At 65.9% G+C, this 11,378-nt stretch carries 15 protein-coding genes and 1 pseudogene; 8 read left to right on the top strand and 8 right to left on the bottom strand.

Annotated features, from left to right (window positions below; all coding sequences use genetic code 11):
- Positions 1–11 precede the first annotated feature (11 nt).
- From nusB to nrdR, 6 genes are all read right to left on the bottom strand, one after another.
- Positions 12–512, bottom strand: a complete 501-nt coding sequence (nusB, locus tag F6X62_RS19185) for a transcription antitermination factor NusB (RefSeq protein ID WP_054893600.1) — start codon at positions 510–512, stop codon at positions 12–14.
- Positions 509–985, bottom strand: a complete 477-nt coding sequence (gene ribE, locus F6X62_RS19180; RefSeq protein WP_054893599.1) for a 6,7-dimethyl-8-ribityllumazine synthase — start codon at positions 983–985, stop codon at positions 509–511. Before ribE ends, nusB begins: the two co-directional genes overlap by 4 nt.
- A 92-nt stretch (positions 986–1,077) precedes the next feature.
- Positions 1,078–2,169, bottom strand: a complete 1,092-nt coding sequence (gene ribBA, locus F6X62_RS19175) for a bifunctional 3,4-dihydroxy-2-butanone-4-phosphate synthase/GTP cyclohydrolase II (RefSeq protein WP_054893598.1) — start codon at positions 2,167–2,169, stop codon at positions 1,078–1,080.
- Positions 2,170–2,187: 18 nt separating this feature from the next.
- Positions 2,188–2,853 (bottom strand): riboflavin synthase, encoded by a 666-nt coding sequence (locus tag F6X62_RS19170; protein WP_054893597.1) that lies wholly within the window; start codon positions 2,851–2,853, stop codon positions 2,188–2,190.
- A gap of 42 nt (positions 2,854–2,895) precedes the next feature.
- Positions 2,896–4,026 (bottom strand): bifunctional diaminohydroxyphosphoribosylaminopyrimidine deaminase/5-amino-6-(5-phosphoribosylamino)uracil reductase RibD, encoded by a 1,131-nt coding sequence (gene ribD, locus F6X62_RS19165; RefSeq protein ID WP_063542519.1) that lies wholly within the window; start codon positions 4,024–4,026, stop codon positions 2,896–2,898.
- Positions 4,027–4,028: 2 nt separating this feature from the next.
- Positions 4,029–4,493, bottom strand: coding sequence for a transcriptional regulator NrdR (gene nrdR / locus F6X62_RS19160; RefSeq protein WP_054893595.1), 465 nt, complete (start codon positions 4,491–4,493; stop codon positions 4,029–4,031).
- 105 nt (positions 4,494–4,598) lie between these two features.
- On the opposite strand from nrdR, the gene F6X62_RS19155 reads away from it, so the two are divergent.
- Genes F6X62_RS19155 through trxA form a run of 3 tightly spaced genes read left to right on the top strand, consistent with a single transcriptional unit; the run spans position 4,599 to position 6,639 of the window.
- Positions 4,599–5,051: a YbaY family lipoprotein gene (locus tag F6X62_RS19155; protein ID WP_063542517.1), complete on the top strand. Its 453-nt coding sequence runs from the start codon at positions 4,599–4,601 to the stop codon at positions 5,049–5,051.
- A 1-nt stretch (position 5,052) separates the two neighbouring features.
- On the top strand, positions 5,053–5,712 hold the full coding sequence (locus tag F6X62_RS19150) for a methyltransferase (RefSeq protein ID WP_065862365.1): 660 nt from the start codon (positions 5,053–5,055) through the stop codon (positions 5,710–5,712).
- A gap of 39 nt (positions 5,713–5,751) precedes the next feature.
- Complete coding sequence (gene trxA, locus F6X62_RS19145; RefSeq protein WP_153774419.1) at positions 5,752–6,639, top strand: thioredoxin; 888 nt, start codon at positions 5,752–5,754, stop codon at positions 6,637–6,639.
- 58 nt (positions 6,640–6,697) lie between these two features.
- On the opposite strand, the gene F6X62_RS19140 is transcribed toward trxA, so the two are convergent.
- Entirely contained in the window at positions 6,698–7,045 is a 348-nt protein-coding gene (locus F6X62_RS19140; protein WP_153774418.1) for a hypothetical protein, read from the bottom strand.
- Positions 7,046–7,178: 133 nt separating this feature from the next.
- On the opposite strand from F6X62_RS19140, the gene F6X62_RS19135 reads away from it, so the two are divergent.
- The 5 genes from F6X62_RS19135 to F6X62_RS19115 all read left to right on the top strand — a co-directional run bounded on the left by F6X62_RS19135 (position 7,179) and on the right by F6X62_RS19115 (position 11,130).
- Positions 7,179–7,784 (top strand): DUF2796 domain-containing protein, encoded by a 606-nt coding sequence (locus F6X62_RS19135; RefSeq protein ID WP_153774417.1) that lies wholly within the window; start codon positions 7,179–7,181, stop codon positions 7,782–7,784.
- Entirely contained in the window at positions 7,785–8,495 is a 711-nt protein-coding gene (locus F6X62_RS19130; protein ID WP_054893590.1) for an ATP-binding cassette domain-containing protein, read from the top strand.
- Positions 8,495–9,760, top strand: coding sequence for an ABC transporter permease (locus F6X62_RS19125; protein ID WP_153774416.1), 1,266 nt, complete (start codon positions 8,495–8,497; stop codon positions 9,758–9,760). Before F6X62_RS19130 ends, F6X62_RS19125 begins: the two co-directional genes overlap by 1 nt.
- Before the next feature lie 9 nt (positions 9,761–9,769).
- A complete protein-coding gene (locus F6X62_RS19120) occupies positions 9,770–10,336 on the top strand; it encodes a DUF3299 domain-containing protein (RefSeq protein ID WP_054893588.1) in 567 nt (188 codons plus the stop codon).
- Positions 10,337–10,446: 110 nt separating this feature from the next.
- On the top strand, positions 10,447–11,130 hold the full coding sequence (locus tag F6X62_RS19115; RefSeq protein WP_063542509.1) for an OmpW family protein: 684 nt from the start codon (positions 10,447–10,449) through the stop codon (positions 11,128–11,130).
- Positions 11,131–11,179: 49 nt separating this feature from the next.
- Here the strand turns inward: F6X62_RS19115 and F6X62_RS25235 are convergent.
- A pseudogene (locus F6X62_RS25235) lies at positions 11,180–11,378 on the bottom strand (MFS transporter); the annotation flags it as partial.

Here is an 11,378-nt window from a genome sequence, read left to right as displayed (position 1 = left end):
CAGCGCCGCGATCAGCGCTTGTTGGCCTTGACTTCAGCTTCGCGCAGGTTGGGCGCGAGCTTGTCGAGCACACCGTTGACGAACTTGTGGCCATCGGTGGCACCGAAGACCTTGGCCAGCTCCACGCCTTCGTTGATCACCACGCGGTACGGTACGTCGACGCGCTTGATGAACTCCCAGGTGGACAGACGCAGCACGGCCAGCTCGACCGGGTCGAGTTCGTCCAGTGCCAGGTCCAGGCAAGGGCTGAGTGCGCTGTCGATTTCGCCCTTGATTGCCGGAACCCCGTGGAGGATTTCGCGGAAATAGGCACCGTCGACATCGGAGAAATCGTTATCGACCCGGAACTGAGCCTCGATCTCGTTCAGCGAATGCTGCGCCATGTGCCACTGGTAGAGCGCTTGCGTGGCGAGCTTGCGGGCTTCGCGACGCTTGGCACTCTTGGAGGGCTTGCCGGCATCCGCAGGTTTTGGATCGCGCGGGTTGAAACGATCGCTGTCGTCGCTAATCACTTGGCCTCCAACTGCGCCAGCAGGCTGACCATTTCCAGGGCGGACAGGGCAGCTTCGGCACCTTTGTTACCGGCTTTGGTGCCGGAACGCTCGATGGCTTGCTCGATGGAGTCGACGGTCAGCACGCCGAAGGATACCGGAACGCCGAACTCCATGGACACCTGGGCCAGGCCCTTGGTGCATTCGCCCGCCACGTATTCGAAGTGCGGGGTACCGCCACGGATCACTGCACCCAGGGCGATGATCGCGCTGTAATCGCCTTGCTGGGCGACTTTCTGTGCCACCAGCGGGATCTCGAAGGCACCCGGGGCACGGATAATGGTGATGTCGCTTTCGCTGACGCCATGGCGAACCAGGGCATCGACGGCACCGCTCACCAGGCTTTCGACGACGAAGCTGTTGAAGCGGCCAACCACCAAAGCATAGCGACCTTTGGGGGCGATGAAGGTACCTTCGATGGTCTTCAGGGTCATTCCGGTATTCTCATATTAAAGAGCGAGGCCGCACCAGGCGGCCTTCGGGAGGGTTCGGACACGAGCGCCAGGACAAAGCTGGCGCACCTGTGTCACTCGGAGGGCACGTATTCTACAACTTCCAGATCGAATCCGGATATCGCGTTGAACTTCATCGGCGAGCTCATCAGGCGCATCTTGCGCACACCGAGGTCGCGCAGGATCTGCGAACCGGCACCCACGGTGCTGTAGGTGCTGGGCACCTTGGCCTGCACATCGCCCGCGCTTTCGCGGATATGCGCCAGCAGCACATCGCCGTCCAGCGGGTGGCCCAGCAGCAGCACCACGCCGCTGCCGGCCTCGGCCACTGCGGCCATGGCCGCGCGCAGGCTCCAACGGCCAGGCTGCTTGACCAGCAGCAGGTCACGCAGCGGATCCATGTTGTGCACGCGCACCAGGGTCGGCTCTTCGGCGCAGATCTTGCCCAGCGTCAGCGCCATGTGCACGTCGCCTTCCACCGAGTCACGATAGGTAACCAGGTTGAACTGGCCCAGCTCGCTTTCGACCGGCTGTTCGGAGACGCGCTGCACGGTGCGCTCGTGGATCATGCGGTAGTGGATCAGGTCGGCGATGGTGCCGATCTTGAGGTTGTGCTCGGCGGCGAACACTTCCAGCTCGGCGCGGCGCGACATGGTGCCGTCGTCGTTCATCACTTCGCAGATGACGCCACTCGGCTCGAAACCGGCCATGCGCGCCAGGTCGCAGGCCGCTTCGGTGTGGCCGGCGCGGGCCAGGGTGCCGCCAGGCTGAGCCATCAGCGGGAAGATGTGGCCAGGGCTGACGATATCCTCGGCCTTGGCGTCCTTCGCGGCGGCAGCCTGGACGGTGCGGGCGCGGTCGGCGGCGGAGATGCCGGTGGTGACGCCCTCGGCGGCCTCGATCGACACGGTGAACTTGGTGCCGAAGCCGGAGCCGTTGCGCGGCGCCATCAGCGGCAGCTTGAGCGTTTCGCAGCGCTCACGGGTCATCGGCATGCAGATCAGGCCACGGGCGTGCTTGGCCATGAAGTTGATGTGCTCGGGCAGGCAGCACTCGGCTGCCATGATGATGTCGCCTTCGTTTTCGCGGTCTTCGTCATCCATGAGGATGACCATTTTGCCCTGGCGGATGTCTTCGACCAGTTCTTCGATGCTGTTGAGCGCCACGCGGCACCCCCTTCTCAATCAGGATTTCAAGAAGCCGTTGGCGGCCAGGAAGCTTTCGGTGATGCCACTGCCTTTGCTCGGCTCGGCAGCCTTGTCGCCCAGCAGCAGACGCTCCAGGTAACGGGCCAGCAGGTCGACCTCAAGGTTCACCCGACGACCTGCACGGTAGTCGGCCATGATGGTTTCGGACAGGGTGTGCGGGACGATGGTCAGCTCGAACTCAGCGCCATCGACCTCATTGACCGTCAGGCTGGTGCCATCGACGGTGATCGAGCCCTTGTGGGCGATGTACTTGGCCAGCTCTTTCGGGGCGCGTACGCGGAACTGGATGGCGCGGGCGTTATCGCTGCGCGAGACGATTTCGCCGACACCGTCGACATGGCCGCTGACCAGGTGGCCGCCCAGGCGGGTGGTGGGGGTCAGGGCCTTTTCGAGATTGACGCGGCTGCCGCTCTTGAGCTCGACCATGGCGGTGCGCTTGAGGGTCTCGACGCTGACGTCGGCCCAGAAGCCATCGCCTGGCAGTTCCACGGCGGTCAGGCACACGCCGTTGACCGCGATACTGTCGCCGAGCTTGACGTCGCCCAGGTCGAGCTTGCCGGTTTCGACGTAGACGCGCACGTCACCGCCCTTGGGGGTCATGCTGCGAATGGTGCCGATGGATTCGATGATGCCGGTGAACATGGTGTTCTCCTCAGGTACGGGCTGCGCGAAGCAAGCCCGGCATTATACGCCGGGCGCGGGCAAGGGGATGGCCGTGACTCGCCAGTCATCGCCCACGGCGCGCATTTCGATGATCTTCAGCCGCGGCGCTTCGCTCATGTGCTCCAGCGGCCACTCCAGCAACGGGCGGGCCTGGGAACCGAGGAAAGTGCCGGCGACGAACAGCTGATATTCGTCGATCAGGCCGTGGCGAGCGAAGGCGCCGACCAGACCGGCGCCCGCTTCGAGCAGGACCTCGCTGGCACCGCGCTCGGCCAGCAGGCGCAGCAGCGCAGGCAAGTCGACCTGGCCGTCGCTGCCGGGCAGCACCAGCAACTCGTGGCCGGCGGCGGCGTAGCGCGGGTCCTGCGCGGCGGCGGTGACCACCAGCGCCGGACCGGCCTGAAAGAACGGGGCGTCCAGCGGCAGGCGCAGACGGCCATCGATCAACACCCGCAGCGGCGGGCGCGACACGGCCAGCGCAGTCATTTCGTCGTCCAGGCCAAGCTCGGCGGCGCGCACGGTCATCCGCGCGTTGTCGGCCAGCACGCTCTGGGCACTGGTCAGCACCACGCTGGAGCGGGCGCGCAGGCGCTGTACCGCGGCGCGCGCAGCGGGGCCGGTAATCCACTGGCTCTCGCCGCTGGCCATGGCAGTGCGGCCGTCCAGGCTCATCGCCAGCTTGGCACGAACGAAGGGCAGCCCATGCTCCATGCGCTTGAGAAAGCCCGGGTTGAGTGCGCGGGCTTCGGCCTCGAGCACGCCACTGGCAACCTCGATACCGGCTTCGGCCAGCCGACCCAGGCCACGCCCGGCCACCTGCGGGTTGGGGTCTTGCATCGCCGCCACCACCCGCGCCACACCTGCCTTGACCAGCGCCTCGGCGCACGGTGGCGTGCGGCCATGGTGGCTGCAGGGCTCGAGGGTGACGTAGGCGCAGGCGCCACGCGCACGCTCACCGGCCTGGCGCAGGGCATGCACTTCGGCATGCGGCTCGCCGGCACGCACGTGCCAGCCCTCGCCGACCACTTCGCCGTCGCGAACGATCACGCAGCCCACCCGCGGGTTGGGGTGGGTGGTGTACAGGCCCTTGCGGGCCAGTTCCAGGGCACGGGCCATGTAATGGGCGTCAAGCAACGCGGTCTGGCTGGACATGCTTACTCTTTGGCTGGCTCACGGGCCAGGCGGTCGATTTCTTCACGGAATTCGTCGAGGTCCTGGAAGCGCCGATACACCGAAGCGAAGCGGATGTAGGCAACTTCGTCGAGCTTGCGCAGCTCGGACATCACCAGCTCGCCGACCACCAGCGACTTCACTTCGCGCTCGCCGGTAGCCCGCAGGCGGCTCTTGATGTGCGCCAGCGCCGCTTCCAGGCGCTCGACGCCGACAGGGCGCTTCTCCAGCGCCCGCTGCATGCCGGCACGCAGTTTGTCTTCGTCGAAGGGCTGGCGCGTGCCGTCCTGCTTGATCAGCCGGGGCAAGACCAGTTCGGCGGTCTCGAAGGTGGTGAAGCGCTCGCCGCAGGCGACGCATTCGCGGCGGCGGCGGACCTGTTCGCCCTCGGCGACCAGTCGCGAATCGATGACCTTGGTGTCGTTGGCACCGCAAAAGGGACAGTGCATGGTGGCAGGCAACAAAAAAAGGGAGGGCCATGGTAGCGCATCCCACTGGCAAGACAAGCCAAAGGGGTTACCATCCAGAGAAATCTGCCTGTGAAGGATTACCCCATGCACCATCGAGCCCTCGTCGTCCTGTGCCTGGCCGGCCTGCTCGCCGCCTGCGGCAGCGACCGACCGAAGCCCGAGCAGCCTGTGGCGCCCAGCGCGCCCAAGACGGTCAAGAAGAGCGACGAACCGGGCCCGCTGCCGGCCTACCAGCGCGAACTCAGCGGCACCCTGATGGAAATCCCCGCAGGCGCCGAAGTCGAGCTGGCACTGCTGGTGATCGACGAGCGCGGCCGCCCCCAACGCCTGCTGGCCAGCAGCGACCTGACCGGCACCGGCCAGGCCCTGCCGTATCATCTACGCTTCAACCCCGAGGCCTTTCCTGCCGGCGCCCGGGTCGAGCTGCGCGGGCGCGCCAGCCGCTCCGGCCAACTGATCATGCACCTGCCGCCGCAGCGCATCGTCCAGGCCGAAACCCAGACCACCGGCCCACTGCGTTTCGAGAAGGCGCCATAACGTGACACCGCTACACCTGCAACAGGCCCTCAGCGGCCTGATTGGCGAAGCGCGCCTGGTCATTAGCGAATTGCCGGGCTGCGACCTCAAGCTGTGGCTGATCGACGCCGAGAACATGGACCGGGCATTCAGCCCCGACGAGACCCGGCGCATCCTCGACGAGCCCCCCTACTGGAGCTTCTGCTGGGCCAGCGGCCTGGCCATGGCCCGCTACCTGGCCCAACACCCCGAATGGGTACGTGACAAGCGCGTGCTGGACTTCGGCGCAGGTTCGGGGATCGCCGGCATCGCCGCAGCCCGTGCCGGTGCGCGCGAGGTGGTCGCCTGCGACCTCGACCCGCTGGCCCTGGACGCATGCCGCGCCAACGCTGCACTCAACGGCGTGACGCTGGGCTACAGCGAGGATTTTTTCGCCGAAGCCGACCGCTTCGACCTGATCCTCGTCGCCGACGTGCTGTACGACCGCGCCAACCTGCCCTTGCTCGATGCCTTTCTCGGCCGGGGTCGCCAGGCACTGGTCGCCGACTCGCGGGTACGCGACTTCAGCCACCCGCTCTATCGCCAGCTCGGCGTGCTCGACGCCCTGACCCTGCCAGACCTGGCCGAGCCGCACGAATTCCGCCGGGTCAGCCTGTACCACGCCAGCCGCGAGCCTTTATAGTGGTGCCATTCCGAATGTGCGAAAGCTGCGAGAGTTGCGATGAGCCAAGCTTCTTCTAATACCGCCACGCCCTACATCTTCGACGCCACCGATGCCAACTTCCAGCAACTGGTGATCGAGAATTCCTTCCACAAGCCCGTGCTGGTGGACTTCTGGGCCGAGTGGTGCGCGCCCTGCAAGGCGCTGATGCCGATGCTGGCGAAGATCGCCGAGGGCTACCAGGGCGAGCTGCTGCTGGCCAAGATCAACTGCGATGTCGAGCAGCAGGTGGTGGCCCAGTTCGGTATCCGCAGCCTGCCGACCGTGGTGCTGTTCAAGGATGGCCAGCCGGTCGACGGCTTTGCCGGTGCCCAGCCGGAGTCGGCGATTCGCGCCATGCTCGAGCCGCATGTGCAGATGCCTGCCCCCCCGACCGCTTCGCCGCTGGAGCAGGCCAAGGCGCTGTTCGCCGAGAGCCGTTTCAGCGAAGCCGAAGCGCTGCTGCAGGCGCTGCTCGGTGAAGACAACAGCAACGCCGAGGCGCTGATCTACTATGGCCGCTGCCTGGCCGAGCGCGGCGACCTGGACGCAGCGCAGCAAGTGCTGGACGCAGTCAAGAGCGATGAGCACAAGGCCGCGCTCGCCGGTGCCAAGGCGCAACTGACCTTCCTGCGCCAGGCCGCCAGCCTGCCGGAGGCTGCCGAGCTCAAGAGCCGCCTGGCGCAGAACCCGCAGGATGACGAAGCGGCTTACCAGTTGTGCATCCAGCAACTGGCGCGCCAGCAGTACGAAGCTGCGCTGGACGGGCTGCTCAAGCTGTTCCAGCGCAATCGCGCCTATGACAACGGCCTGCCGCAGAAAGCCATGCTGCAGGTGTTCGACCTGCTCGGCGGCGACCATCCGCTGGTGGGCGTGTACCGCCGCCGGTTGTCTTCGGCGATGTTCTGAGCCCCAAGCCGCCACCTCCTGCTGGAGGTGGCATCCAGCCACGCACCGGCCCCGGCAACTAGCCTACCCAGTGATATACCGGTGCATCCGCACCGCTTTCCACCTTCACTTCACTGCTGTGGCGCAAACGCACCAGCAGCCGCTTGCCTGCCGCGACACTCCCGGCCAACCCTTCCAGCCGCTCCAGCAACTCAGGCCCACTGAGCGCTCCGGCCTGACGCAACACCTCGCGCGCCGCCGACCACTGGCTATCGTCCTGCCGCGCTGGCGCAGTCACAGGCGCACTCGCCACCTCTGTCACCGCAGGCGCCTCTTCGAGCCTGCGCCCAAGCTGAGCCCACTCCGCCGGATCCAGCTCGATGGTCAGGTCCACCGGCCAGTCGCCGATCTGTCCTCGGATTCTCACGCTGCCTTCCTTCAATCGCGGATCGATGACGCGCATGCTCCCACGACATGAAACCTGCGCCAAGCGTCTGGCATCGACAAGAAAAGTTGTTATAACATTACCAAATCTTTCCCGTACGCTTCCGGAGTCGTCCATGCGCCGCCTGCTCCTCGCCTTGCCCTTCGCCCTGCTGCCCCTGGCCGTTGCCCAGGCCCATGAAGATCACGACCACGATCATGCCCACGGCACCTTGCCTGCCCACGAGCACGGCGTCGCACGTCTGAACGTCGGCCTGGATGGCAATACCCTGGAGCTGGCGCTGGAGAGCCCGGCGATGAATCTGGTCGGTTTCGAGCACATGCCTGGCAGCGATGCCGACAAGGCCAAGGTCGAGGCGGTGCGCAAGCAGCTCGAACAGCCGCTCAAGCTGTTCGGCCTGGCCAGCGCGGCCGGTTGCAAGGAAGACCAGCAGGAGCTGGAAAGCCCGCTGTTCGGTGACGAGCCATCGGCCAAGGACGACGACGGTGACGACGATCACGACCATGACCATGACCATGACCACGCGCATGAACACCAGCACAGCGAGATCCACGCGCACTACCAGCTGACCTGCGCAGCTCCGGCCAAGCTGACCCAGATCGACCTGTCGCCGCTGTACAAGGCGTACCCGCAAACCCAGAAGATCAATGTGCAGTTGGTCGGCCCGAACGGCCAGAAGGGCTTCGAAAGCACCCCGGCCAAGGCCGTGGTTGCGTTCTGAATGAGCCAGCCGCTGATCGAACTGCATGACCTGGTCTTTGCCTGGCCAGGCCAGCAGCCGTTGCTGAACATCCCCCAGTTCCGCCTGGAGGCCGGTGAGGCGCTGTTCCTCAAAGGCCCCAGCGGCAGCGGCAAGACCACCCTGCTCGGCCTGCTGGGCGGGGTCAACCTGCCCGACCAGGGCGAAGTGCGGCTGCTCGGGCAGAACCTGGCAGAGCTGGGCCAGGGCGCTCGCGACCGTTTCCGTGTCGACCACACCGGCTACATCTTCCAGCAGTTCAACCTGCTGCCGTTTCTCTCCGTGCAGGAAAACGTCGAGTTGCCCTGCCGCTTTTCGCGCAGCCGTGCCGAACGCGCCGCGCAGCGCCATGGCAGCATCCACCAGGCAGCGGCGCAGTTGCTCGCCCACCTGGGCCTGGGCGACCCCGATCTGCTCGCCCGGCGCGCCGACACCCTGTCGATCGGCCAGCAACAGCGGGTCGCCGCTGCGCGTGCACTGATCGGCCAACCGGAACTGGTGATCGCCGACGAGCCGACCTCCGCGCTCGACGCCGACACCCGCGAGGTGTTCATCCGCCTGCTGTTCGACGAATGCCGCGCCGCAGGCTCCAGCCTGCTGTTCGTCAGCCATGACCAGAGCCTGGCGCCCCTGTTCGACCGCGACCTGTCGTTGGCCGAGCTCAACCGCGCCGCCAAGCCTCGGGAGGCCTGATGTACCTGCTCCGTCTAGCCCTGGCCAGCCTGGCCAACCGCCGTTTCACTGCCTTCCTCACCGCCTTCGCCATCGCCTTGTCGGTGTGCCTGCTGCTGGCCGTGGAGCGCGTGCGTACCGAAGCCCGCGCCAGTTTCGCCAACACCATCAGCGGCACCGACCTGATCGTCGGGGCGCGCTCGGGGTCGGTCAACCTGCTGCTGTACTCGGTGTTCCGTATCGGCAACGCCACCAACAACATCCGCTGGGACAGCTTCGAGCACTACGCCAAGGACCCGCGGGTCAAGTGGGCGATCCCGATCTCCCTGGGCGACTCGCACCGCGGCTACCGGGTGATGGGCACCAACAGCGATTACTTCACCCACTACCAGTACGGCCGCCAGCAGCAACTGCAACTGAGCCAGGGCCGCCAGTTCGCCAACGACCCGTTCGAAGTGGTGCTCGGCGCCGAAGTGGCTGAAGCCCTGCACTACAAGCTCGGCGACAGCCTGGTGCTGGCCCACGGCATCGCCACCATCAGCCTGGTCAAGCACGACGACAAGCCCTTCACCGTGGTCGGCATCCTGCAGCGCACCGGCACCCCCGTGGACCGCACCCTGCACATCAGCCTGGCGGGGATGGAAGCCATCCACGTCGACTGGCAGAACGGCGTGCCGGCCCGCGGCGCCGCGCGCATCAGCGCCGACCAGGCGCGCACCATGGACCTTCAGCCCACCGCCATCACGGCCTTCATGCTCGGCCTGAACAGCAAGATCGCCACCTTCAGCGTGCAGCGCGAAATCAACGAATTCCGCAGCGAGCCGCTGCTGGCGATCTTGCCGGGCGTGGCCCTGCAAGAGCTGTGGAGCATGATGGGCATCGCCGAGCAGGCGTTGTTCGTGGTGTCGCTGTTCGTGGTACTGACCGGTTTGATCGGCATGCTCACGGCGATTCTCACCAGCCTCAACGAACGGCGACGCGAAATGGCCATCCTCCGCTCGGTGGGTGCGCGCCCCTGGCATATCGCCGGGCTGCTGGTGCTCGAAGCGCTGGCGCTGTCGGTCAGCGGTATCGTCGCCGGGCTGGGATTGCTCTATGGGGGAATCGCCTTGGCCCAGGACGCGGTACAGTCCAACTACGGGCTGTTCCTGCCGCTGGCCTGGCCAAGCCCGCACGAATGGACGTTGCTGGCGATCATCCTCGGTGCGGCGCTGCTGATGGGCAGTGTTCCGGCCTGGCGTGCCTACCGGCAGTCGTTGGCCGATGGCCTGTCGATCCACCTCTGAGAGTTTGTCATGTCGATCCCTGTGGGAACGGGCTTGCCCGCGAAGAGAGCACTACAGATCCTCCTGCTGTTGCTGCTGGTGCTGATCATCCCGGCCTGGGCGGACGAGCCGCGCGAGCTGGACTGGCCGGCACTGATCCCCGAGGGCGCGCCAGTCATCCCCCCACAGCTCACCCCGCTGCATGACCTCTCGCAGATGGGCAACTCGCTGGGCGACGCGCTCGCGGCCGAGTCTGCCCCGGCAGCCCGCCAGCAGGCGCCCGACGCCCCCGTGGTGAAAGCGCTGGACGGGCAGCAGGTCAAACTGCCCGGCTACATCGTGCCGCTGGAAGTCAGCGAAGAAGGCCGCACCACCGAGTTTCTCCTGGTGCCCTACTACGGCGCTTGCATCCACGTGCCGCCGCCGCCGTCCAACCAGATCGTGCACATCTTCAGCGAGATGGGCGTGCGCGTCGAAGACCTGTACCAGCCCTACTGGATCGAGGGACGCATGCAGGTCAAGAACACCAGCAGCGAGCTGGCCGACGCCGGTTACCAGATGGAAGCCGAGAAAATCTACGCATATGAGCTGAAATGAGAACTGTGTCGCCCGTGTGAAGCCCGCTTCGTTGAGCTGAGTCAAACAATGTGTTTGGACGGCTCCTTACCATTGGACTACTCGATTACTTACGTCCTTTGGGAGCTTCCATGAACAAGACATTGCTCGGTGCCTCGCTCGTCGCGTTGGCGCTCGCAGCCCCCGTTGCCCACGCCCACCAGGCGGGTGACTTCATCATGCGTGCCGGCGCCATCACCACTGCGCCGAACGAAAGTAGCAGTGACCTCAAGCTCGACGGCGCCAAGGTCTCCGGCACCAAAGCCACCCTCGACAGCGACACCCAGCTGGGCCTGGCCTTCGCCTACATGCTCACCGACCACGTCGGCATCGAGCTGCTCGCTGCCACGCCGTTCAAGCACACCGTGGGCGTCAAGGGCCTGGGCGGCGGGCTCGACGGCAAGCTGGCCGACATCAAGCAACTGCCACCGACCCTGTCGCTGCAGTACTACCCGATGGAAGCCTCGTCGAAGTTCCAGCCCTATGCCGGTATCGGCATCAACTACACGCTGTTCTTCGATGAAGACCTCAGCAGCGCCCGCAAGCAGCAGGGCTTCAGCAACATGAAGCTGCAGGACTCCATCGGCCTGGCTGGCCAGTTGGGCATGGACTACATGCTGACCGACAACCTGCTGGTCAACGCCGCGGTCTGGTACGTCGACATCGACACCAAGGCCACCATCGACGGTCCGAGCGCCCTGGGCGTGGGCAAGACCAAGGTCAACGTCGATGTCGATCCGTGGGTCTACATGGTCGGTATCGGCTACAAGTTCTGACACGCAACGCACTCAGGCCCCGCCGTACAGCGGGGCCTCTGGCTGCCGCTCAGCCCTGGCGGTGCAGCCACCACCAATACCCCCACGCCAACGCGCTGACTCCAGCCCCCAGCCCACACACCGCGCCCCACCCCCACGCCCCGTAGACCCAGCTCGCCGTCACCGCCCCCGCCCCACTACCGACCGAATAGCAGCACATGTACGCGCCAATCAGACGACTGGCCATCTCGGCACGCCCGGCCAGCAGC

The organism is Pseudomonas sp. MNR3A, assembly GCF_009650575.1.
In the GTDB taxonomy this organism is placed as follows: Bacteria; Pseudomonadota; Gammaproteobacteria; order Pseudomonadales; family Pseudomonadaceae; genus Aquipseudomonas; species Aquipseudomonas machongensis.
Note: the sequence above shows the minus strand (reverse complement) of the source record. Positions and strands in the feature narration are given on the sequence as shown.